We start from the raw sequence: 21527 nt of genomic DNA, 5'->3' as shown, positions 1-21527 counted from the left end.
GGAAAAGAGATTATGATTAATAAAATGCATACAGGATCACTGGCTTTGTCGACTGATCGACATATTTTGCTGTTTCTTTAAGAGCATTCACAGAAAGCATCGGACATCCTAAGCTTAAACATGCCGGAGTCCTGGATTCCACATCCGGAATACATTCGTAGGAATGAAGGACAATTGCCCTTTGCATGGCATTACTGTTGGTAGAATCAAGACCTTTTAAACGGTAAGCTTTACCAAATTTTCCCATATAGCTTTCTCCTATGGCATATTTTCCCAGAGATGATTGATAAGACCCTTCAATATTACTGAATTGTAAAGCATCTGAGTTTGGAATGACAGATCCCGAACCATGGGATACAACAGCCTGTTGTACTATTGTATTATTTTTCAGGTTATAGATGAAGTAACGGTATTTCCCGGAAGGTATTTTAAAGTTGATAAAAACAGCCAGCTCCTGGTTATACTCTTTTCCTTTGATGTAATCTTTAATCTCTGAAATCTTCGCCTGGGGCACATTCAGTGAATTCAACCGCTGGGATTCAGCTTTTGAACAGGAAATTAAAATTATAAAAAGAAAAATAAAGTGTTTTATCATCTGGTGTTGTATGCTTTTATTCTATGATCATTCCGTCTTTCATGATGAGCTTGCGGTCTGTAATTTCTGCAAGATTCGGGTTGTGGGTTACAATGACAAATGTCTGGTTGTATTTATCTCTCAGATCAAAAAATAACCTGTGAAGATCATCCGCATTTTTGGAATCCAGGTTTCCTGTAGGCTCATCCGCAAAAATAATTTTGGGTGAATTGATTAAAGCTCTTGCTACAGCTACCCTTTGCGCTTCTCCCCCTGAAAGCTGATTGGGTTTATGATTCAGCCTCTGCTCTATCTTTAAATCTTCAAATAAAGCATACGCTTTTTCAATAGCTTCTCTTTCATTGGCTCCGGCAATTTTTGTTGGAAGCAATACATTTTCCAGTGCTGTAAACTCCGGAAGAAGCTGATGAAACTGAAATACAAAACCGATATTCTGATTTCTGAACTTTGAAAGCTGCTTGTCATTCATATTAATAAATGATTCTCCTGCTATCTCAATTTCAGTATCATATTTGTTTGATTGGCTCGGATGATCCAGCGTTCCTAAAATCTGCAGCAATGTAGATTTACCTGCTCCTGATTCTCCTACAATAGAAACCACCTCGCCCATTTTGATGTGAATATCAACTCCTTTCAGTACTTCTAAATTCCCATAAGATTTATGGATATTTCTTGCTTTAATCATGATTCAAAAATAGTAATTTGATTTTGAAATTCCATCAAAAAATACGGTGATAATTTTTAATTCTCAAATTGGTATCATGATCAAAATCTTCTAATAATTTCAAAAGCCTAATATATTTTAATGAATTTTATAAAATTTGTTTCTGATGACTATGAGAATCAGATATTGGTAGTATAAATTCAATTTCATTGCTTTTATATTATCATACACTTATAAGGTTTGTGGACATTGCAGATATTGTGCTGCTATTGACATTGTTTGCGATTTATAACAACGAAAAAACCTCCCGGACTAGACTGGGAGGTTTTATTATTTTCACTTCAGAAAATTACAGTAACAATGTTAATGGACTTTCTAAATATGTTCTTAATGTTTGCAGGAATTGAGCACCTGTAGCACCGTCTACCACTCTGTGGTCACATGCCAATGAAAGTTTCATTGTGTTTCCAACTACGATCTGACCATCTTTAACGATTGGTTTCTCGATAATTGCTCCTACTGAAAGGATGGCAGAGTTAGGTTGGTTGATAATACTTGTAAATGTTTCGATTCCGAACATTCCCAAGTTAGAAATAGAGAATGTAGATCCTTCCATTTCGTTAGCCTTAAGACCTTTGCTCTTAGCTCTTGAAGCCATATCTTTTACGGATGCAGAAATCTGAGTATACGTCATCTGATCTGTATTTTTCAGTACAGGAACAACCAATCCGTCAGGAATAGCTACTGCTACACCAATATTGATATTTCCTCTGTGGATGATCTTATCACCTGCCCAGCTTGAATTCACCTGAGGGTGTTTTCTTAAAGCAATTGCAGTCGCTTTAATGATCATATCATTGAAAGAGATCTTGGTATCAGGTAAAGAATTGATTTCTTTTCTTGCTTCAATTGCTTTATCCATATTGATCTCAACCATCAGATAGTAATGAGGAGCAGAGAATTTACTTTCAGAAAGACGTTTTGCAATAATATTTCTTACCTGAGAGTTTGGAGTCTCTGTATCTTCACCCTGTACGAAGCTTACTGCAACAGGAGCAGCGCTTGCTGCCGGAGCTGAAGCAGCTGGTTTCGCAGCCGGCTGATAATTTTCGATATCTTTTTTAACGATTCTTCCGTTTTCACCAGATCCCTGAACACTGTTGATATCAACTCCTTTATCCTGAGCCATTTTCTTAGCCAGTGGAGAGATTGCTACTCTGTCAGAAGATGAAGAGTCTGCAGCAGGAGCTGCTTTTTCTTCTGTTTTAGCTTCTGCCTTTTGTTCAGCTGGTTTTTCAGGTGATGCAGTTGCAGCTTTCGGAGCTCCTACAGCGGAAACATCTGTTCCTGCAGGGCCAATGATTGCTAATACTGAATCAACCGGAGCAGCACCACCTTCTTCTACACCTTGCTTCAACAATACTCCATTGAATTCAGATTCGAAATCCTGTACCGCTTTATCTGTTTCGATCTCAGCAAGAAGATCTCCTTCTTTTACTGTATCGCCTACATTTTTGTGCCATTTAGCTACTTTACCTTCTGTCATGGTATCAGAAAGTCTTGGCATTGTAATAATTTCTACTCCAGCCGGAACTTCTGCCGCAGCAGGGGCAGACGTTTCTGCTTTAGGCTGGTCTTCTGATTTTTTTTCTTCAGTTTCTGCAGCAGGAGCAGCAGCTCCACCTGTCAATCCTGAAATATCTTCCCCTTCATTCCCGATAATAGCCAAAACAGAGTCTACAGCAGCAGCACCTCCTTCTTCTACGCCTACGTATAAAAGGGTACCTTCTATTTCAGATTCGAAATCCTGAACGGCTTTGTCAGTTTCAATTTCCGCTAAAATATCTCCTTCTTTTACTTTATCTCCTACTTTTTTATGCCATTTTGCCACTTTACCTTCCGTCATAGTGTCGGATAGGCGGGGCATCGTAATTACTTCTGCCATAATTTTCTAATATGATAATTTGTTAATGTGATGATGAGAGAATTAAAAAATCTGATTCATTTTCAAATTCTCAAATTATCTAATTATTAATTTTCTAACTTGTCTAGGAATGGATAATTTTCCTGAGCATATACATACTCATAGATTTTTTCAGCCTCTGGATATGGAGAATTTTCCATAAATTCAATACACTCCTCAACGAAGTCTCTTGATTTATTGTCCATCGCTTCCAATTCTGCTTCCGTAGCCCATCCGTTTTCTAAAATTCTGTGTTTTACAAGCTCAATTGGATCATCGTTTTTATGAATAGCCACTTCTTCTTTAGATCTGTATGGCTCAGCATCAGACATAGAGTGTCCTCTGTAACGGTATGTTCTTGCTTCAATGAATGTAGGTCCGTCCCCTCTTCTTGCTCTTTCAATAGCCTCGTAAGCAGCTTCAGCCACTTTTACAGGATCCATTGCATCTACAGCAAGACAAGGCATTTCGTATCCTAATCCTAATTTATAGATATCTTCGTGGTTGGCAGTTCTTTTTACAGAGGTTCCCATTGCATATTGGTTGTTTTCTACCACAAATACTACAGGAAGTTTCCAGTTCATTGCCATGTTGAATGTCTCATGTAAAGACCCTTGTCTTGCAGCTCCATCTCCAAAGAAACAGATGTTCACTGCTTTTCTGTCGAAATATTTATCTGCAAAAGCAATCCCTGCTCCCAAAGGAATTTGTCCTCCAACGATACCGTGTCCTCCGTAAAAACGGTGTTCTTTACTGAAAATGTGCATAGATCCACCCATACCTCCGGATGTTCCTGTAGCTTTACCACAAAGTTCAGCCATGATTCTTTTAGGATCTACTCCCATCGCCATTGGATGGATGTGGCATCTGTAAGCAGTAATCATACTATCCTTTGTCAAATCCATTGCGTGTGTGAATCCTGCAGGGATAGCTTCCTGACCGTTATACAAATGTAAAAATCCTCTGATCTTTTGTTTTAGGTAAAGAGAACGGCATTTGTCTTCAAACCTTCTCCACATTGTCATATCTTCATACCACTTCAGGTATACCTCTTTAGAAAATTCTTTCATGTGTTAGCTCTTGCTTTTTTATGATGAAATAGTTGAGCAAAATTATGAAAAAAACTTTGTTTTTATTCTATACATAGATAACTTTTCGTTTTTTCTGTAAAATCTATTTGCAGGCCGAATGGATTATTCTTAATTTTCGACCCTTCGAAAGACTCATAAAGTAATATTTCATCTGACACTTTCTTCCCCTGATACATCAGGAATCTGCCTATCCATATGGCTTTTCTGAAATAATTTGTAATTCAGAGATATCAGAATTCTATACTTTTTATAATCTTATTTCTTTCCTGTTTAATTATTGTTAATATATCTTTTGGTTATTTCAAGAGCTGTTTTTTTATTGAACCAAATTTAAAAACTTAAAATTATAACCTTAATTCTACTCACTGAATTAAAAAACAAAAGATAATGAATCCTTTATCTTACCTCATTCCCGTCCTTTGTTTTTTAAGGTGATAATGGTATATTTGGTTTTTAAACTTGATTATGGAAGAAAAGCAGTCTTCATTATTACACAAAATTTCAAAAGTTATCTCTGATTTTTTCAATCCGCTGGTCTCTCTGATCATTTTCTTCATCTATATGAGCATCAGGGAATATACCCTTAAAGATTCTATGATGTACTTCATTCCCATATTAGCAATGATTATCATTCCGGTTGTCATTTGGCTGGTATGGAATGTGAAGACAGGAAGATATACTAATATGGATGTTTCAAACAGGGTTCAGAGAAAAACACTGTACATATTTATTGCAGCGTGTGTGATTGCTTATCTTGTTTTCCACTACATCAGAAACGGATCGGTTGATCTTGTCATGCTGTTTATTTTAATCCTTCTTTTTGCCTTACAGATCAGCAATCTTTTTATCAAAAGCTCGATGCATACCGCATTCAATATATTTGTAGCAGCGTTATTTTTTAGCCTCGACTGGAAAATGGGTCTGCTATGGCTGGGAATTGCCGCTTTGGTCGGGATTACCCGCGTTATTTTAAAAAGACACACCGTAAAAGAAGTATTTATGGGAGCTGGAATAGCTTTTATGGTATCTTTTATCTATCTTTATTGCAATATTCAATTTCAACATTAGAATACTCTATGAAAATAAATCATCTTACTGCCGCAGAAGAAAACTTTATGAAGCTGTTTTGGAAAATGGAATCTTTCTATCTGAAGGACGTTATGGAGCAGCATCCGGAACCTAAGCCTCACCAGAATACGGTTTCCACTTATTTGAAAATATTGGTTGAGAAAGGCTATCTATCCACCGTAAAAGAAGGAAGAATTTTCAAATATACCGTGCTTGTTCCTTTGGAAGGATATAAAAAATTCCTATTAAAAGAACTTTCGCATAACTTCTTTAATAATTCAGGGAAGGAAATTCTGGAGCTTTTATTAAGCGAAAAATTAATTTCCCAGGAAGATATGAAAGGTCATTTTGATCTGAAAATCGAAATAAAACCAGCAAAAGTTGAAGAACCAAAGTTTGAAATTGCTGAAGAAATCTTAAGTCCTAAAAAAGAGAAGAAGACCAAAGGAAAAGAGAAGGACAAAAAGAAAAAGAAGAAAAAAGATTAATCTTACTCTCAAAAACACCAAATCATGAAAACAAAATTCCGGGAAACATTAAGCCGGGCTAATGAAGTCATTTTCCGCTATCCGATGGTTCTGGCAGTGGCTTTGTTAGCAGCAATCGGCGCCATCTGCATTGCTGAAACAGAGTTTGATGAAGCTACAAAGTACATTAAGTTTACGATTTGTGCCTGCCTTGGAATTTCACTGATGTTTGCTCTGAAAATGGCATCACAAAGAGTCGGAAAAGAATTGCTATTACAATTATGTGGTGTTGCTTTTCTCATTGGGTTCTATTGTATCCTACCTGATAAAAAGAATAATTTTACCGAGGTCTATGCTTATATCATTGCAGTTACAGCTCTTCTCTCCCACTTATTGGTTTCGTTTGTTCCGTTTCTTGAAAAAGACAGAGAACTCAGATTCTGGCAATACAATAAAAATCTTTTTATCAATTTCTTTCTTACTCTTGTATTTACAGGGGTTTTGACCGGCGGAGTTGAATTGGCCATTTTAGCTGTTGATAAACTTTTTGATTTTCATTTTCATCACAGAATTTATACAGATACGTTTTTTGTTCTGGCTATTTTCGGAAGCAGTTTTATTTTCCTTTTATTTAATGACAAAGGGTTAAATAATCTTGAAAAAGATGGAACATACCCCGTTGTTTTAAAGTTTTTCACTCAGTTTATCTTAATCCCGCTGTTACTTATTTACGTAGCAATTCTTTATTTCTATTCTTTTAAGATCCTGATCAACTGGGAGCTTCCAAGAGGCTGGGTTTCTTATCTTGTTTTAGCTTACAGCGTTGTTGGGATTCTGGCATTGCTTCTGGTACACCCATTAAAAGAGGAAAATGCAAAATCATGGGTTAAGATATTTTCAAAGGCATTTTACTATACTATTGTTCCTTTGATTATCTTGCTTTTCACAGCAATTTTCACTAGAATTCTGGAGTATGGCTATACAGAACCGAGGTATTTCGTTTTTCTTCTCGCCCTTTGGCTGCTCAGCATTGTTGTTTACTTCATTTTCAGCAGAAAGGCAACCATAAAGTTTATTCCTGTCAGTTTATTTTTATTTGGAACTTTCGCTTTAATCTTCCCTTACTTTAATGCTTTCAGTGTTGCCAAGAGAAGCCAGAAGGCAGAACTGATAAATATTTTAAATCAAAATCAGTTAATCAGTGCCGGTAAAATAAATTTCAATAAAAAAGTGACAGATACAGTCCGTAATGAAATTGCCGATAAATTTCAATTTCTGGCGGAGAGAAAACAAGGTGAGTTTTTATCCAATCTCCTGAATCAAAAAGATCAGGCTGAATTATCTGACAACATTGAAAAGGGCACATTTTATAGCATTAATTATACTATTCAAAATAAATTTTCGGATGTAAATATCACTGTTAAAAATAAGCCTTATGAACTGAACAGAATTGTTCTTGTTCCTGAAAAGCAAATTATAGACATCGAAAACTATCAGTATTTACTTTCTTTCCACCGTTACAGCAGAGACGCTCAGAAACTGAATGAAGATCAGTTTGAACTTATCGATCAGCTGACTGATAAATCCTCATTGAGACTGAAGTTGAATTCTAAAGAAGAAGTAGATTTCGGGCCGCAAATCATTCAGTTATTTGAAGAAAACAAAAATAAAAACGGCACCGTAAAAGTTCCTGATATTGAAATGGAGTCTGATTTGGGTAAGTACCATGTCAAGCTTATTTTCAGTGAAATTACAAAAGAGAAATATTCCGATAATGAGCTTGCCGGCATTTATTATGAGAATGTGTATATCCTGATAAGATTAAAATAAAGATCAAAAAAAAAGACTGTCCTTGCGGCAGTCTTTTTTATTGTATATAAAAACGTTTTATCTATTGGTTCCGGAGCTCCATAATGGAGAATTTCTTCCGTAGATCACAAGGTTTCCGTCATTTTGTACGGTAAGTTTTGTAGCACCTCTGTTCTCTGTATTTGAACTCCAAACGGCTCTGTTATAAGAATCATATACTACCAGATTTCCATCACCCTGAAATTCAGCTTTGCTTCCTCTATTATCAGTTGCTGTAGCCCAGATAGCATTCCCGTTTCTATTAGCCAAAACAAGATTACCATCATCCTGAAATACCAGATAATAGCGGCCGTCTGAAGAATACAGTTTTGCATCCTTTCGGAATCTGTAGCCTGTTGACACATAATCTTTGCTGCCGTAGCGGTCACGATTACCCCAGCCATTATTGTTTCTGATACCGCCTTTAGATGCCCATAAAGGATTAGATCCATTATAAATAACAAGATTACCATCATCCTGAACGGATAATTTGTCAGCTCCTTTACCATCAGTATTTGAACTGAAAGCAACTCCGTTTCCACGTGAATATACTACCAGATTACCATCTTCCTGAAAAATTGCTCTTACTCCTCTGTTGGTTGTTTTCGATTCCCATGCAGGAGAACCGGATCTGTTATAAAAAACCAGGTTTCCATCATTCTGGAAAATCAGATAATACTCATTATTATCTGCCCAGTATTTTTTATCCTGTCTTAGCGTCTGCCCTGCATAAATACTTTGTGCATTGATCAACAACCCGCCAAACACCATCATTAATGCTAATAAATGTTTTTTCATTATAATTACTTTTTGATTGATTGATAATTTTCTAAAATTATGCCAAAACACTTCAACATTTCATACAAAACTCTAATCAAATGATTTACTGGAAATTAAATTGCATAAAAAAAGCGGCTTAAAAGCCGCTTCATATTTTTACCAACGATTTCCGCCGCCTCCGCCACGGTTGTTGTTACCACCACCATAGCCTCCGCCACGGTTGTTGTTACCACCACCATAACCTCCGCCACGGTTGTTGTCGAAGCTTCTTCTTGGTTTTTCTTCTCTAGGCTTAGCCTCAGATACGTTTAGAGCTTTTCCGTTGAATTCTTTTTGATTAAGAGCTTCAATAGCCTGCTGTCCTTCTTCATCACCCATCTCTACGAAACCGAAACCTCTAGAACGACCAGTTTCTCTGTCTGTAACGATTTTAGCTGATGATACATCACCAAATTCTGCGAATAGATCGTGCAACTCATACTCTTTAGTTGCGTAATTGATGTTTGAAACAAAAATGTTCATTTTGAATAAATTAAAAAATTAATAAAAATTTGGTATATAAAAGAAAAACAACATAAATTAATGAACAAATATTGATTCCAAATATAAACGTATGCAAGATACAATTAAAAATTTCAAATCAAAGCTTTTTTTTAATATTTCTCACATTATGTTGAATCTCTAAAACCCAAAACAGTCTAAATATAATAAAATATACTGATTTACAGCTATTTACACACATAAATTCATTATTATAAAATTAGTTAATTTTTTTAAAATAAAAAAGATATTTAACATCTATAACTTTGATAATCCATAAGATAGTATTCTATTTATAGAACTCTCTACTATCTGAATTTAATAAACATCCACTAAAGTCAGAAAATGAAACAGCATACTACTAATTACACCAACACCCTTATTGAAGTAGCCGAAGACTGCCCTGTTTCCCACGCTCAGATTCCTGCTGAGAAAAAAGAAAAAACAATTGCCCGTCTTCAATACGAAATACTGATAAAAAAACCTTATCAATATTCATCAGATGATATTATTTTTGAGTGCTATGCCATTAAAAATGATATTTCAGAACACGAAAAACAGAAAGAAAGAGAAAAATTCTTTTCCAAAGGCCAGCCATGCCTCCGTTGCTCTCCCCTAGCGAAGAAATATGGATTGGGATTTCATCATAATTCAGAAGGAAAAGTAGCAATGATTCCCGTAGAAAGCGAAGAATATCAAACGTTCTTGAATGACTCCGCTGTTACAAAAACAAAAGCGATGCGCTCCAAAAGAAAATGATTGAGAAAATGAATCAGTATTTTCAGATCAATAAATGCTATTCTTTTGAAAACATCAGCTTTTAACACTAAATTTGTGCTGCAAATTATTAAATGATATGAACTACCATACAAGAAAATGGGTAAAGCCCGAAGACTTAAATCCTAATCACTCACTTTTCGGAGGAAGACTCCTTCAATGGATCGATGAAGAAGCAGCATTGTATGCTATTATCCAATTGGAAAATACAAAGGTGGTGACCAAATTTATTTCAGAAATTAATTTCGTAAGTTCTGCCAAGCAGGGTGACATTATAGAAATAGGGATTGAGGCAACTCATTTCGGGTCTTCTTCTGTTACTTTAAGATGTGATGTAAGAAATAAGATGACCCACCAAACCATTATTACGGTAGAAAAAATTGTAATGGTAAACCTGGATGCGGAAGGCACCCCCTCTCCTCATGGCAAAACCCAGATTGAATTTGTAAAAAACAGGTTAAACAGCGGTCTATGAAAATTTTCATAAAAAACATGGTCTGCAACAGGTGCATTGCGGCCGTAGAAAACATCTTCAATAATGCAGGTGTAAAAACAAGTGCCATTTTATTGGGTGAAGCCGAAACAGAAACTGAAGTTCCTTCTGAAAAGATGCAGGCCATCGAAAAAGAGCTGCTTGATACAGGTTTTGAAAGAATCATGGATTCTGCACATCAGGTTGTTGAAAAAATCAAAAACCTGATCATTATAAAGATCAGCGACCTCGATATCGCTGAGGACTTTCTGCTTTCAGAATTTTTAAGTTCAAAACTTCATAAGGATTACAGTTCACTTTCAAAAACATTTTCACAAAACGAAAATATCACCTTAGAGCAGTTCTTTATTCTTCAAAAAATTGAAAAAGTAAAAGAACTTCTTCTCTATAATGAATTCAATCTTACCGAGATCGCCGGAAAGCTTGGCTATAAAAGTGTTCAGCACCTTTCTTCCCAATTCAGGAATACAACCGGATTTACCCCTACTGAATTCAAAAAATTGAAAGAACACAACCGCAAAGCGCTTGACAATCTATAAAGTAAGAGTGTTGTGAGTTTGTGAGTGAAGCAATTAAATATTCCTATCTTTCTCAGAAATCCTCATACTCTCAAACCCTCATACTCTCATACTCTCAAACTCTCATCCCCAATCTTCGCCTAATTTTATAACTATTATCCTTAAATTTATAACAACCTTACACTTCCATTTTGGAAATTTGTAGTATAAATTTAAGAATCATGGAACAACAGTATAAAATACTCGGAATGACCTGTTCCGGCTGCCAGAAAAAGATTTCAAATCAACTGAACAGTGTTGAGGGTGTTCAAGCCGATGTCAATCTGGAAAACAATACCGCAACCATTACTTCCGATCATGGAGTACAACTTTCAGTTTTAAATGATGCTTTGGCAGAAATAGGAAAATACAGACTTGAAGACCCGAATAACCCTGAGAAAGCCTTTGTAAAGCCTCAGGACCGTATATCTCCGTCTTCAGTATACTATTGTCCAATGGAATGCGAAGGAGATAAAGTATATTTCAAACAAGGTGAAAGATGCCCTGTCTGCAAGATGTATCTTGTACCTATTGAAGAAAAGTTAGCCAAAGACCCCAATCATAAGCCCACCTTTTCGGCAACCAACCTTCCCGAAAACTTTAAAGACAGTATCGGAAAACACTATTGTCCAATGTTTTGCGAAGGAGATAAAGTATATGATGAAAAAGGAGATTGCCCTGTCTGCCATATGCATTTGGAGCCGATCACTGAAGAGCTTGTTCAAAAAGGAAGCTCACATCAGCATCACTCTCATTCCCACGCTCATAATCATGATCATCACAGCCATACCCACGAAGCTCCAAAAGTAACTGATGAAATGGCAGGCAGATATTACTGTCCGATGTATTGTGAAGGAGATAAAACCTATGATTCCAACGTAGGATGTCCTGTCTGCGGTATGGATCTGGTAAAGTATCCGGAAAAGAAAACCGCAAAATACACATGTCCTATGCATCCGGAAATCATCCGTGACGAACCGGGAGACTGCCCGATCTGTGGAATGGATCTCGTAAGAATGCCGGACAGCGGTGAGGATGAAGAGGATGAAACATACAATATATTAAAGAAGAAATTCATTACTTCATTAGCATTTACCATTCCCGTTTTCATTCTGTCAATGGGTGGCATGTTTATCAATTTTCCTTTTTCCCACCAGGTTCAGGGGTTTATTGAACTTGCTTTAACTCTTCCGGTGATGTTTTATTCCGGATGGTTCCTGTTGAAGAGAGGCTGGGTTTCTTTCAAAACCTGGAATCTCAATATGTTCAGCCTTATTGCGCTGGGCGTGGCTGCTGCATTTATTTTCAGTGTTGTAGCTTTAATATTCCCGGATATTGTCCCACATGAAATCCGTGGACACAATCATGAAATCCCGTTGTATTTTGAAGCTGTCTGTGTGATTTTAACCCTTGTTATTTTAGGCCAGTTAATGGAAGCTGCTGCCCATAAAAAAACAGGTAACGCCATCAAAGAACTGATGAATCTTTCACCGGACGAAGCCAACCTTATAGTAAACGGTGAAGAAAAGAAAGTGCTGCTTTCACAGGTGAAAATTGGAGATTTATTAAAAGTAAAACCGGGAGAAAAAATTCCTGTGGACGGAAAGATTACCGAGGGAAATTCTATCGTAGACGAAAGTATGATCACAGGTGAGCCTGTTCCTGTTGAAAAAAATGTAGATGATAAAGTGTCTTCGGGAACGATAAACGGTAATCAGGTATTTATAATGAAGGCTGAAAAAGTAGGTGACGAAACCCTGCTTTCACAAATCATTAAAATGGTTAATGAAGCCAGCCGAAGCAAAGCGCCAATCCAGAAGCTTACTGACAAAGTTTCAAAAGTTTTTGTTCCTGTAGTCATTCTTATTGCTGTACTTACTTTTATCCTGTGGCAGTTTTTCGGCCCGGAAGGAAAAAGAACACTATTTGCTTTCGTGAATGCTGTTGCTGTTTTAATTGTAGCATGTCCGTGTGCCCTGGGACTGGCAACTCCTATGTCTTTAATGGTAGGAATCGGGAAAGGTGCCAAAAACGGAATCCTGATCAAAAATGCTGAAGCTCTTGAACAAATGAATAAAGTAAATGTTCTGATCACAGATAAAACAGGAACTTTAACAGAAGGGAAACCATCAGTAGAATATATTGAAACAACAACCGGAGATCAGCATCAGATTTTAAAACTGGCCTTTTCTTTGAATCAAAACTCGGAACACCCACTTTCCAACGCTGTTATAAAAAGAGCAAAAGAAGAAAGTATAACCTCTGAAAAAGTAGATCAGTTTGAAAACATTTCAGGAAAAGGAGTGAAAGGAAATATCAATGGCAAAACAGCTTATTTAGGAAACGAAAGTTTGTTAACCTCGCATCAGATCGCTATTCCGGAAAGCTTAAAGCAAAAAGCTGTAGAAGTACAATCAAAAGCACATACCATTTCTTATATCGCACAGGATCAGCAGGTGCTAGGTTTCATCAGTTTTACTGATAAGATAAAGGAAAGCTCTAAAAAAGCGGTTAAGCAGCTGATGAGTGAAGGAATTGATGTGATTATGATGACCGGAGATAATGAGCATACAGCCAAAGCTGTAGCTGATGAGTTAGGAATCAAACACTTCAAAGCCAACTGTCTTCCTGAAGATAAACTGAACGAGGTAAAAAGACTACAGCAGCAAGGCAAGGTCGTTGCTATGACCGGAGACGGAATCAATGACTCTCCTGCCCTTGCCCAATCTGATGTTGGAATTGCCATGGGAACAGGAACAGATGTTGCGATTGAAAGTGCTGAGATTACCTTGTTAAAAGGAGATATTATGGGGGTTGCAAAAGCGAAACTGTTAAGTGAAAAGCTCCTCAAAAACATTAAAGAAAACCTGTTCTTCGCGTTCATCTATAATGTACTGGGAGTTCCCGTTGCGGCAGGATTATTGTATCCATTCTTTGGAATTCTGTTATCACCGATGATTGCAGCTGCAGCAATGAGCTTCAGTTCCCTGTCTGTGATTCTGAATTCATTGAGACTAAACTCCGTGGATCTGGACATAAAATAATATGATGACAAAAGAAAATCTTTACATAGGGTGCTCAGGATTTTATAATAACGACTGGAAAGGGTCTTTATATCCTAAAGATGCCCCAAGTAAAGATTTTCTTTCTTTATATTCACAAACATTCAACTCGGTAGAAATTAATTCTACTTTTTATAGAAAACCCACTTCTAAGACCTTGTTGAAATGGTATGACGAAACACCGGATGATTTTAAATTTTTCATTAAAATCCCAAAAACTATTACCCATATCAATCGTCTTGAAAATTCAAAAGAAGAAATTGCAGCATTCTGCGATCACATTCAAAGTAATCTGAAAGATAAGCTTGCAGGATTTCTCTATCAGCTTCCTCCTTCTTTTAAAAATACAGCAGAAAATACAGAACGGATCATCAACAGTATCGATCATACATTTCTGAACGTTATTGAATTCCGACACATTTCATGGTGGCAAAAAGAGATATTCGATTTTTTAAAACAACATAATATCGTCTTCTCAGGTGTCAGTTTCCCAGGCAATCTTCCCGAAGATTTTATTATTAATCATCCGGAGATCCTCTATTACAGACTTCATGGAAAACCCGTTCTTTACAAATCTGAATACAGTAAACCCTTTTTGGATGACCTTGCAGGGAAAATCAGAAGTTCTCAGCAAACCGCTTTTGTATTTTTTAATAATACCTGGGGCACATCAGCTATTACAAATTCTTTGTATTTAAAAAGCATCTTAGAATAAAACCAATGTATTATTCTGATTTTGTTAAAATTAAATAATTCCCCATCCTATGAAGAATATTGAAACCTTAATAAAAATAGAGAAAAGCTATTGGTTTCGTATTTGTAAATGTTAAAATTTAAAGAAAACGAAATCATAACTTCACAATTCATCGAACAAAGGAAATATCCCTTAAAATAAAGTTCTTAAAATAAACTTAAAAAGAAAAAAACATGCACAGCATGGCATGTAATTTGTTAACTTTCAACTGTTATTTTTAACGATTTTTAACAAATTAAATTCCATTATCTTTATGAGAAAAATTTTTGCGGGAAAGTCAACAAATAAGACTTTTCTCGGGATGTTTGCATTGATGAGTGCAACTTCGGCTTTATTGTATAGCTGTAATTTTAAAAATGAAGTGAATAATGACCCTGTTGTCAATTCACAGGAACATCCTTCCGCAGAAATAGTCCCTAAAATGGACGATGAAAGTGTAGATACGGATAAAAGAGTGATCTACCTTACTTTTGATGATGGCCCTAATCAGGGAACCGAAAATCTTTTAAAAATCCTGGATAAAAGAAATGTTTGCGCAACCGCCTTTCTGGTAGGAAAACATGCTTATGGAAGCAAAAAACAAAAAGACGATTTACTGCTTCTGAAGCAAAATCCCCTTGTAGAATTAGCCAACCATAGCTTTAGCCATGCCCATAACAAATACACAGATTTTTATAAAAATGCTGAATCTGTAGTACACGATTTTGATATCGCCAAAGACAGCTTGAAGCTTTCTGATAAAATAGCAAGAACTCCGGGAAGGAATATCTGGAGGCTCAACAATATAAATGTAACTGATATCAAAAGCTCTACTGCAGCCGCTGATGGTCTTAAAAAAGCAGGTTACAAAGTAATCGGCTGGGATCTTGAATGGAGACCTTCCCAGAAAATGACTTTAAAGGGAAGCCATGAAGCCATGATTAAGAAAGTGGATAGTATTTTCTTTAACGATCTTGAGAAAACGTCAAGACATCTGGTGTTCCTTACTCATGATCAATATCTAAGAGATACAGATTCTATCAATGAGCTGGATCTGTTTATTGAAAAGCTGCAGAAAAGCAACAAGTTTGTTTTCAGAAAGATCTCTCAATATCCTAAGATCAATGAAGTTTTGAATTAATTTTTCTATAAAAAGGACTATGTAAAATGTATTCTTCACTGGCAACTGTCAGGGAATTTTCGGAAATTTGCATTTATGAGTATTAAAGAAAATTATAAATCCATAAAAGACCAGCTGCCATCCAATGTTCAGCTGGTTGCTGTTTCGAAAACCCATCCCGCTTCTGCAGTACAGGAAGTATATGACCTGGGACAGAGAGTTTTTGGAGAGAATAAGGTACAGGAGCTGATGGAGAAATCTCCTCTCCTTCCTCAGGATATCCAATGGCACCTTATTGGCCACTTACAGACCAATAAAGTAAAGTATATTGCTCCTTTTATAGATACGATACAAAGTGTGGATTCTGAAAAATTATTATCAGAAATCAACAAAGAATCAGGAAAGAACAACAGGATCATTAAGGTTCTGCTACAGGTAAAAATCGCAGCTGAAGAAAGTAAATTCGGGCTGGAAATTGCTGAAGCGAAACATCTGTTTCAACAGTATATTGAAGGTCAATTCCCTAATGTTGAAATTACCGGTTTAATGGGAATGGCAACGTTCACGGATGATGAGCAGCAGGTCAGAAATGAATTTTTAATCCTGAAGGGGCTTTTCGATGAATTAAATCAATTAAAAACGCTGAATACATTATCAATGGGAATGAGTGATGATTTCCCGATAGCTATTGAGTGTGGTGCTAACTCAGTGAGAGTTGGATCTGCAATTTTCGGAAGAAGAGACTATTCAAAATAGAATATTTAGGTACAGTTTTTGCTAATAATTGAAACAAAAAATTTAAATTTGCAACTATGCAAAAAATCCTTATAGTAGAAGACGAAAAAGCAATCTCGGGAGTACTTCACAGTATTCTTTCGGATGAACTCACCGATTATGAATTTGTTATCGCTGAAGACGGCCTTGAAGGTTACAAGCAGGTAGAAAAAGAAGATTTCGCACTGGTGATTTCTGACATTAAAATGCCTAAACTTTCAGGAACTGAACTTTTAAAGCAAAGTCTCGCCTTAAAACCAGAAACTACTTTTATCATGATCTCAGGCCACGCAGACATTGATTCTGCTGTTTCCTGCTTGAAAGAGGGTGCATACGATTTTATTTCCAAGCCAATTGACATCAACAGATTGATTACAAGTGTAAAAAATGCTTTAGTGAAGGAAACCCTGAAGAAAGAAAACAAAAATCTTCAGACTGAAAACAAAACCTTAAAGAGAAAAGTAAATAAAAAATACCAGATGATCGGTAATTCTCCTGCTCTTCAAAAGATTCAGGATATGATCGAAAAGGTAGCCGCTTCTGATGCCAGAGTTCTGATTACAGGACCTAATGGTGCCGGAAAAGAATTGGTAGCCCACGCCATTCACAATCAAAGTGAACGTGCAAGAGGTCCTATGATAGAGGTAAACTGTGCTGCAATTCCGTCTGAACTTATTGAATCTGAACTTTTCGGCCATGTAAAAGGATCTTTTACAGGAGCAATTAAAGATAAGCAGGGAAAATTTGAGCAGGCTAACGGCGGTACCATCTTCCTTGATGAGATTGGTGATATGAGCCTTATTGCTCAGGCTAAGGTATTGAGAGCTCTTCAGGAAAGCAAAGTTTCTCCTGTAGGAAGTGATAAGGAAATAAAAGTTGACGTAAGAGTAATTGCGGCAACCAACAAGAATATGCAGAAAGAAATTGAGGAAGGAAAATTCAGAGAAGACCTTTACCACAGACTTTCTGTTATTGAAATCTATGTTCCGCCATTGGATGACAGAAAAGAGGACATCAAATTGCTTGTTGAGCATTTCTCAGGTATGATTGCTGATGAGCATGGTACTGCTGTGAAAAAGTTTGATGATAAAGCTGTTGACGCTTTAAAATCTCTTTCATGGACTGGAAATATCAGGGAGCTAAGGAATGTTGTAGAAAGATTGATTATTCTTGGTGGAAACACTGTTTCTGAAGGTGACGTTGCAAGTTTTGTAAGGAAATAATAAAGCTATTATTTACGATATTATAAAAATTGCAGTGTTACCACTGCAATTTTTTTTTGCCCTATTGAATTATAAACTATATGAATCTTAAAATATTATGAAATTTTTAAACAAAAATTATACGAAAGAATGCCTGACTTTGGCTCTGCCTGTGATGCTTACCCAGGTGGGGCAGGTTTCGGTAAACTTATTCGATAATATTATTGTCGGAAAACTTTTGGGTGCTGATGCGTTGGCATCCGTTTCATTGGGGAATGCTGTGTTTTTCTCCATATTTGTACTAGCGCTGGGCTTTTCATTTGCTATCCCGCCATTGGTTTCGGAAGCCCATTCAAGAGAGGACCACGCAACGATTAATTCCGTTTTCAGCCATGGATTTATCATCAACATGTCTGTGGGGGTAATTCTGATGGTCATTTTACTTTTGGGGATGCCTCTGCTCTATCACTCCGGACAGCCGGCCAAGATTATTCCTGATACAGTAGGCTTCTTAAGTATAATGGTGGTCAGTATGATTCCATTTATGGCATTTCAGACCCTTCGTGAAGTTTCTGAAGGTTTATCTTATACCATTGGGGTAACCAAAGCAACCATTATTGCGAATATCATCAATATCGCCTTAAATTATGTCTTTATCAAAGGACTTTGGGGAGTTCCTGCAATGGGTGTACAGGGATCTGCTCTGGCAACCTTGATTTCCAGAATTTTTATGGTGGTTTTCCTTTATTTTGTATTGGTGAAAGAAGAAAGAACAAGACGTTATATCAAAGATTTTTCTTTAAAAATTCAGGATTTTTCAAAACAGATGTTTGATAAAATGGTGAGACTTGGATTACCTACAGCTTTACAGATGTTTTTTGAAGTAACCGCTTTTGCAGGAGCAGCATTTATCTGTGGATTGATTTCTGCTCATGATATTGCTTCTCATCAAATCGCATTAAGTATGGCCTCTTTTACCTTTAACTTATGTGTAGGGTTTAGTGTTGCTTCAACGGTTATGATTGGTAGAAAACTGGGTGAGCAGAATTTTGTGGAACTCAGAAAGGTAGGAATCAACAACCTGAAAATTGCCTTTATTTTCATGTGTATCTGTGGATTGGTATTTATTTTAGGCAGAAATATACTCCCAACTTTCTTCACGAAAAAAGAAGAAGTGGAAGTCATTACACTGGCTGCAAAATTAATGATCATTGCTGCTTTATTCCAGCTTTCTGACGGAATTCAGGTGACAGCTTTAGGAATGCTGAGAGGACTGCAAGATGTGAAAATTCCATCTATTTATACTTTCATCGCCTATTGGGTGATTACCATCCCATTGGGATATTTCTTCTGTGTTACTTTGGAAATGGGTGCATTCGGGATGTGGATTGCACTGGGATTAGGATTAACGGTATCTGCTGTTTTCCTGGTGAAACGATTCCTGAATATGTCTGCGAAAAAAATTAAGCAGAATTCATAAAAAAAAGTAAGGCTGTTTCAATATTTGAGACAGCCTTTTTTATATTTTTTAATTTTAAAATAGAGCATTGATTTATATCTATATGATTATGCATATTTTTTAAACACAAATAGCACAAATTAGATTCACGAATAGGCACAATTTTCTACTTAGCTTAATCTATTCTTTTTCCTAAGATCTTCAGACTTCTTTCTACACCATCCAGAATGGCTACATTAGGAAGGCTTCCCCAATCTTCAAATCCAAAGTGTCTGAATAGCTTCAAACTTGGCTCGTTATGAAGGAAAATAAGAGCTACCAGGTTTTTCACCCCAAATTTACCTGCATTATCAATACAATACTGAAGAATCGTTTTACCATATCCTTTTCCCCTACAGGTTTCATCCAGATAAATGCTTACTTCCACCGTTCCGTTGTATGCCGCTCTTTCATGGAATGAACTGAAGCTTACCCATCCGATGATCTGGCTTTGTTCATCTTCAACCACCCAAAGAGGCCTTGTCTGAGGATTATGTTCTTCAAACCACTTTAACTTGCTTTCTACAGAGACTTCTTCCATATCTGCAGTAACCATTCTTGAAGCAATTGTTGAATTATATATAGCTACGATTTTATTTAAATCTGCCAATTCAGCATTTCTGAACTTTAATTTTTCCATGAATATTGGATCCAACTTATTTTAATGCAAAAATACTAAATTTATAAAAATACCCCTTGAAAATCACACTTAATTATTAAATTTTCATATTTAAAACACATACACCCCTAAAAAACATAAATAAATCATTGCCTAAAAATCAAACTGTTTATTTTTGGAATACGCAAAGGCGCAATAGAATTAAAAGATTGAATGTTTTTTAAGACGCAAAGATTTTATCTCCGATAAAATTAAACACTGCTTATTTTTAATTACCGGAAGATTTACTAATTAAATAGATTATAATAAAGGGAATAAAAACTTTGCATCTTCGGACTATAAAAAATCATTTCAAATCCTTTAAGATTCTATTCAAGCTCCTTACCGTGATTCCAAGATAGGCTGCCATATCTTCTTTTGAAATATGAATTCCCTGTTGGGACTGCATGTTCAGTAATTGTGTTAAAGTATGTTCTACGGTATATAACTGTTGATAGGATGCTCTGCTAGAAGTGTTGATAATCCGTTCCGCAAATGAATCAAGCAGTAAATGGTTCAGAGCAAGATCATTATTAATCAAAGATTTAAAACAGGAAATATTCGTTTCATACACTGTTAGCTCAGAAACTGCTTTTACCCCACATAAGCAGCTGATATTTTTAATCAATTCTATTTCCCCAAGGATTTCACCGTTTCCAAGAAATTCGACAATGTATTCCTTTCCATTTTCTTCGGTGAAATAGCATTTGGCAATCCCTTCTTTGATCAGCATAACCTTTGACAGCGGCTGATCCTGAACCAAAATATCTTCATCTCTGAAAAAAGACTTTAAAACGACTTCCTCTCTACCCTCCTGCTTATGATAAAGGTCTTCAAAATAACTTAAAAATGCCTGATTTGTTCGTAACATATGGATCCGGGACAAATGTCCTTTGCGTATTGAGTTTTTATACTGAATTTTGCGAACAGAAAATTACAAAACAAAAATGAATAATCATATTACCACGATCGCCTTTGATGCAGATGACACGCTTTGGATCAATGAACCCTATTTTCAGGAGGCAGAAAAAGAATTCTGTACACTCCTTGAGGATTATCTTCCGCAACATTCAGTATCACAGGAATTATTTAAAACAGAAATGCAGAATCTCCATCTGTACGGTTATGGAGTAAAAGGATTTATGCTTTGCATGATTGAGACTATTGGCAGGGTTTCCAATAACACCGCTTCGCTGGAACTGGTAAACAAAGCTATCCAACTAGGTCAGAATCTTCTTCAAAAACCTATTGAATTATTGGATGGAGTTACAGAAACTCTTGAAAGCTTAAAGGGAAAATACAGATTGGTTGTTGCTACAAAAGGAGATCTTCTGGATCAGGAGCGTAAACTGAAAAATTCAGGATTACAGGACTATTTTCATCATATCGAGATCATGAGTGATAAAAAAGAAAATGATTATAAAAAGCTTCTGAAACATCTGGATTGTAAACCTGAAAACTTCCTGATGCTTGGGAATTCTATAAAATCAGACGTTCTGCCAGTATTGGAAATTGGTGGTTTTGCCGCTCATATTCCTTATCATGTCACATGGAGCCATGAACAGCATGATATTAACCTGGAGCATCCAAATTTTATGGAGCTGAAAAGTATTGATGAAATTCTGAAGTATCTTTAA

The 21527-nt window shown here is 36.3% G+C and carries 21 protein-coding genes; 13 read left to right on the top strand and 8 right to left on the bottom strand.

Annotation, left to right across the window (positions count from 1 at the left end):
• Nucleotides 1-16 precede the first annotated feature (16 nt).
• The 4 genes from FN817_RS02670 to pdhA form a co-directional block, all read right to left on the bottom strand.
• Nucleotides 17-529, bottom strand: coding sequence for a murein L,D-transpeptidase catalytic domain-containing protein (locus FN817_RS02670; RefSeq protein ID WP_228451450.1), 513 nt, complete (start codon nt 527-529; stop codon nt 17-19).
• 82 nt (nt 530-611) lie between these two features.
• Nucleotides 612-1280, bottom strand: a complete 669-nt coding sequence (locus FN817_RS02665; protein WP_047422736.1) for an ABC transporter ATP-binding protein — start codon at nt 1278-1280, stop codon at nt 612-614.
• A gap of 328 nt (nt 1281-1608) precedes the next feature.
• On the bottom strand, nt 1609-3204 hold the full coding sequence (locus tag FN817_RS02660; RefSeq protein WP_142716593.1) for a pyruvate dehydrogenase complex dihydrolipoamide acetyltransferase: 1596 nt from the start codon (nt 3202-3204) through the stop codon (nt 1609-1611).
• An 86-nt stretch (nt 3205-3290) separates the two neighbouring features.
• On the bottom strand, nt 3291-4292 hold the full coding sequence (gene pdhA, locus FN817_RS02655; RefSeq protein ID WP_047422734.1) for a pyruvate dehydrogenase (acetyl-transferring) E1 component subunit alpha: 1002 nt from the start codon (nt 4290-4292) through the stop codon (nt 3291-3293).
• Between the two features lie 486 nt (nt 4293-4778).
• Between pdhA and FN817_RS02650 the strand changes: the two genes are divergently transcribed.
• The 3 genes from FN817_RS02650 to FN817_RS02640 are packed head-to-tail and all read left to right on the top strand — an operon-like array spanning nt 4779 to nt 7678.
• Nucleotides 4779-5381 carry a phosphatase PAP2 family protein gene (locus FN817_RS02650; RefSeq protein WP_142716592.1) on the top strand — a complete coding sequence of 201 codons (603 nt, stop codon included), beginning with the start codon at nt 4779-4781 and terminating at the stop codon, nt 5379-5381.
• A gap of 8 nt (nt 5382-5389) precedes the next feature.
• Nucleotides 5390-5869: a BlaI/MecI/CopY family transcriptional regulator gene (locus FN817_RS02645; protein WP_047422732.1), complete on the top strand. Its 480-nt coding sequence runs from the start codon at nt 5390-5392 to the stop codon at nt 5867-5869.
• A gap of 24 nt (nt 5870-5893) precedes the next feature.
• Nucleotides 5894-7678 (top strand): DUF4153 domain-containing protein, encoded by a 1785-nt coding sequence (locus tag FN817_RS02640; protein WP_142716591.1) that lies wholly within the window; start codon nt 5894-5896, stop codon nt 7676-7678.
• Nucleotides 7679-7735: 57 nt separating this feature from the next.
• Here FN817_RS02640 and FN817_RS02635 read toward each other — a convergent pair whose 3' ends face one another.
• Both FN817_RS02635 and FN817_RS02630 read right to left on the bottom strand, forming a co-directional pair.
• Entirely contained in the window at nt 7736-8494 is a 759-nt protein-coding gene (locus tag FN817_RS02635; RefSeq protein ID WP_142716590.1) for a hypothetical protein, read from the bottom strand.
• A 138-nt stretch (nt 8495-8632) separates the two neighbouring features.
• On the bottom strand, nt 8633-8998 hold the full coding sequence (locus FN817_RS02630) for an RNA recognition motif domain-containing protein (RefSeq protein WP_047384580.1): 366 nt from the start codon (nt 8996-8998) through the stop codon (nt 8633-8635).
• 363 nt (nt 8999-9361) lie between these two features.
• On the opposite strand from FN817_RS02630, the gene FN817_RS02625 reads away from it, so the two are divergent.
• The 9 genes from FN817_RS02625 to FN817_RS02585 all read left to right on the top strand — a co-directional run bounded on the left by FN817_RS02625 (nt 9362) and on the right by FN817_RS02585 (nt 19214).
• The gene (locus FN817_RS02625) at nt 9362-9775 is read left to right on the top strand and encodes a DUF6157 family protein (protein ID WP_142716589.1); all 414 of its coding nucleotides are present in this window, start codon (nt 9362-9364) and stop codon (nt 9773-9775) included.
• A gap of 97 nt (nt 9776-9872) precedes the next feature.
• Nucleotides 9873-10268 carry an acyl-CoA thioesterase gene (locus FN817_RS02620; protein WP_142716588.1) on the top strand — a complete coding sequence of 132 codons (396 nt, stop codon included), beginning with the start codon at nt 9873-9875 and terminating at the stop codon, nt 10266-10268.
• Entirely contained in the window at nt 10265-10825 is a 561-nt protein-coding gene (locus FN817_RS02615; protein WP_142716587.1) for a helix-turn-helix domain-containing protein, read from the top strand. The genes FN817_RS02620 and FN817_RS02615 overlap by 4 nt, the downstream gene beginning before the upstream one ends.
• A 200-nt stretch (nt 10826-11025) precedes the next feature.
• Nucleotides 11026-13887, top strand: coding sequence for a heavy metal translocating P-type ATPase (locus FN817_RS02610; protein ID WP_142716586.1), 2862 nt, complete (start codon nt 11026-11028; stop codon nt 13885-13887).
• Nucleotide 13888: 1 nt separating this feature from the next.
• On the top strand, nt 13889-14620 hold the full coding sequence (locus tag FN817_RS02605) for a DUF72 domain-containing protein (RefSeq protein ID WP_228451449.1): 732 nt from the start codon (nt 13889-13891) through the stop codon (nt 14618-14620).
• Between the two features lie 292 nt (nt 14621-14912).
• Nucleotides 14913-15779, top strand: coding sequence for a polysaccharide deacetylase family protein (locus tag FN817_RS02600; RefSeq protein WP_142716585.1), 867 nt, complete (start codon nt 14913-14915; stop codon nt 15777-15779).
• Nucleotides 15780-15854: 75 nt separating this feature from the next.
• Complete coding sequence (locus FN817_RS02595; protein ID WP_142716584.1) at nt 15855-16514, top strand: YggS family pyridoxal phosphate-dependent enzyme; 660 nt, start codon at nt 15855-15857, stop codon at nt 16512-16514.
• 56 nt (nt 16515-16570) lie between these two features.
• Nucleotides 16571-17755 carry a sigma-54-dependent transcriptional regulator gene (locus FN817_RS02590; RefSeq protein ID WP_047422724.1) on the top strand — a complete coding sequence of 395 codons (1185 nt, stop codon included), beginning with the start codon at nt 16571-16573 and terminating at the stop codon, nt 17753-17755.
• A gap of 97 nt (nt 17756-17852) precedes the next feature.
• Nucleotides 17853-19214 (top strand): MATE family efflux transporter, encoded by a 1362-nt coding sequence (locus tag FN817_RS02585; RefSeq protein ID WP_142716583.1) that lies wholly within the window; start codon nt 17853-17855, stop codon nt 19212-19214.
• 154 nt (nt 19215-19368) lie between these two features.
• Here FN817_RS02585 and FN817_RS02580 read toward each other — a convergent pair whose 3' ends face one another.
• Together FN817_RS02580 and FN817_RS02575 are read right to left on the bottom strand one after the other, a co-directional pair.
• Complete coding sequence (locus FN817_RS02580) at nt 19369-19872, bottom strand: GNAT family N-acetyltransferase (RefSeq protein ID WP_142716582.1); 504 nt, start codon at nt 19870-19872, stop codon at nt 19369-19371.
• A gap of 325 nt (nt 19873-20197) precedes the next feature.
• A complete protein-coding gene (locus tag FN817_RS02575) occupies nt 20198-20761 on the bottom strand; it encodes a Crp/Fnr family transcriptional regulator (protein ID WP_142716581.1) in 564 nt (187 codons plus the stop codon).
• 76 nt (nt 20762-20837) lie between these two features.
• On the opposite strand from FN817_RS02575, the gene FN817_RS02570 reads away from it, so the two are divergent.
• Nucleotides 20838-21527 carry an HAD family hydrolase gene (locus FN817_RS02570; RefSeq protein ID WP_142716580.1) on the top strand — a complete coding sequence of 230 codons (690 nt, stop codon included), beginning with the start codon at nt 20838-20840 and terminating at the stop codon, nt 21525-21527.

Origin of the sequence: Chryseobacterium rhizoplanae, from assembly GCF_900182655.1 — a bacterium.
Lineage (GTDB): Bacteria > Bacteroidota > Bacteroidia > Flavobacteriales > Weeksellaceae > Chryseobacterium > Chryseobacterium rhizoplanae.
Note: the sequence above shows the minus strand (reverse complement) of the source record. Positions and strands in the feature narration are given on the sequence as shown.

What these genes read in the sequence shown, in the direction of transcription:
- FN817_RS02570 (WP_142716580.1), top strand. Translation starts at nt 20,838, where the DNA reads ATGAATAATCATATTACCACGATCGCCTTTGATGCAGATGACACGCTT.
- FN817_RS02595 (WP_142716584.1), top strand. Translation starts at nt 15,855, where the DNA reads ATGAGTATTAAAGAAAATTATAAATCCATAAAAGACCAGCTGCCATCC.
- FN817_RS02620 (WP_142716588.1), top strand. Translation starts at nt 9,873, where the DNA reads ATGAACTACCATACAAGAAAATGGGTAAAGCCCGAAGACTTAAATCCT.
- FN817_RS02645 (WP_047422732.1), top strand. Translation starts at nt 5,390, where the DNA reads ATGAAAATAAATCATCTTACTGCCGCAGAAGAAAACTTTATGAAGCTG.
- FN817_RS02635 (WP_142716590.1), bottom strand. Translation starts at nt 8,494, where the DNA reads ATGAAAAAACATTTATTAGCATTAATGATGGTGTTTGGCGGGTTGTTG.
- pdhA (WP_047422734.1), bottom strand. Translation starts at nt 4,292, where the DNA reads ATGAAAGAATTTTCTAAAGAGGTATACCTGAAGTGGTATGAAGATATG.
- FN817_RS02610 (WP_142716586.1), top strand. Translation starts at nt 11,026, where the DNA reads ATGGAACAACAGTATAAAATACTCGGAATGACCTGTTCCGGCTGCCAG.
- FN817_RS02615 (WP_142716587.1), top strand. Translation starts at nt 10,265, where the DNA reads ATGAAAATTTTCATAAAAAACATGGTCTGCAACAGGTGCATTGCGGCC.
- FN817_RS02590 (WP_047422724.1), top strand. Translation starts at nt 16,571, where the DNA reads ATGCAAAAAATCCTTATAGTAGAAGACGAAAAAGCAATCTCGGGAGTA.
- FN817_RS02585 (WP_142716583.1), top strand. Translation starts at nt 17,853, where the DNA reads ATGAAATTTTTAAACAAAAATTATACGAAAGAATGCCTGACTTTGGCT.
- FN817_RS02625 (WP_142716589.1), top strand. Translation starts at nt 9,362, where the DNA reads ATGAAACAGCATACTACTAATTACACCAACACCCTTATTGAAGTAGCC.
- FN817_RS02665 (WP_047422736.1), bottom strand. Translation starts at nt 1,280, where the DNA reads ATGATTAAAGCAAGAAATATCCATAAATCTTATGGGAATTTAGAAGTA.
- FN817_RS02575 (WP_142716581.1), bottom strand. Translation starts at nt 20,761, where the DNA reads ATGTTACGAACAAATCAGGCATTTTTAAGTTATTTTGAAGACCTTTAT.
- FN817_RS02640 (WP_142716591.1), top strand. Translation starts at nt 5,894, where the DNA reads ATGAAAACAAAATTCCGGGAAACATTAAGCCGGGCTAATGAAGTCATT.
- FN817_RS02650 (WP_142716592.1), top strand. Translation starts at nt 4,779, where the DNA reads ATGGAAGAAAAGCAGTCTTCATTATTACACAAAATTTCAAAAGTTATC.
- FN817_RS02580 (WP_142716582.1), bottom strand. Translation starts at nt 19,872, where the DNA reads ATGGAAAAATTAAAGTTCAGAAATGCTGAATTGGCAGATTTAAATAAA.
- FN817_RS02660 (WP_142716593.1), bottom strand. Translation starts at nt 3,204, where the DNA reads ATGGCAGAAGTAATTACGATGCCCCGCCTATCCGACACTATGACGGAA.
- FN817_RS02605 (WP_228451449.1), top strand. Translation starts at nt 13,889, where the DNA reads ATGATGACAAAAGAAAATCTTTACATAGGGTGCTCAGGATTTTATAAT.
- FN817_RS02600 (WP_142716585.1), top strand. Translation starts at nt 14,913, where the DNA reads ATGAGAAAAATTTTTGCGGGAAAGTCAACAAATAAGACTTTTCTCGGG.
- FN817_RS02630 (WP_047384580.1), bottom strand. Translation starts at nt 8,998, where the DNA reads ATGAACATTTTTGTTTCAAACATCAATTACGCAACTAAAGAGTATGAG.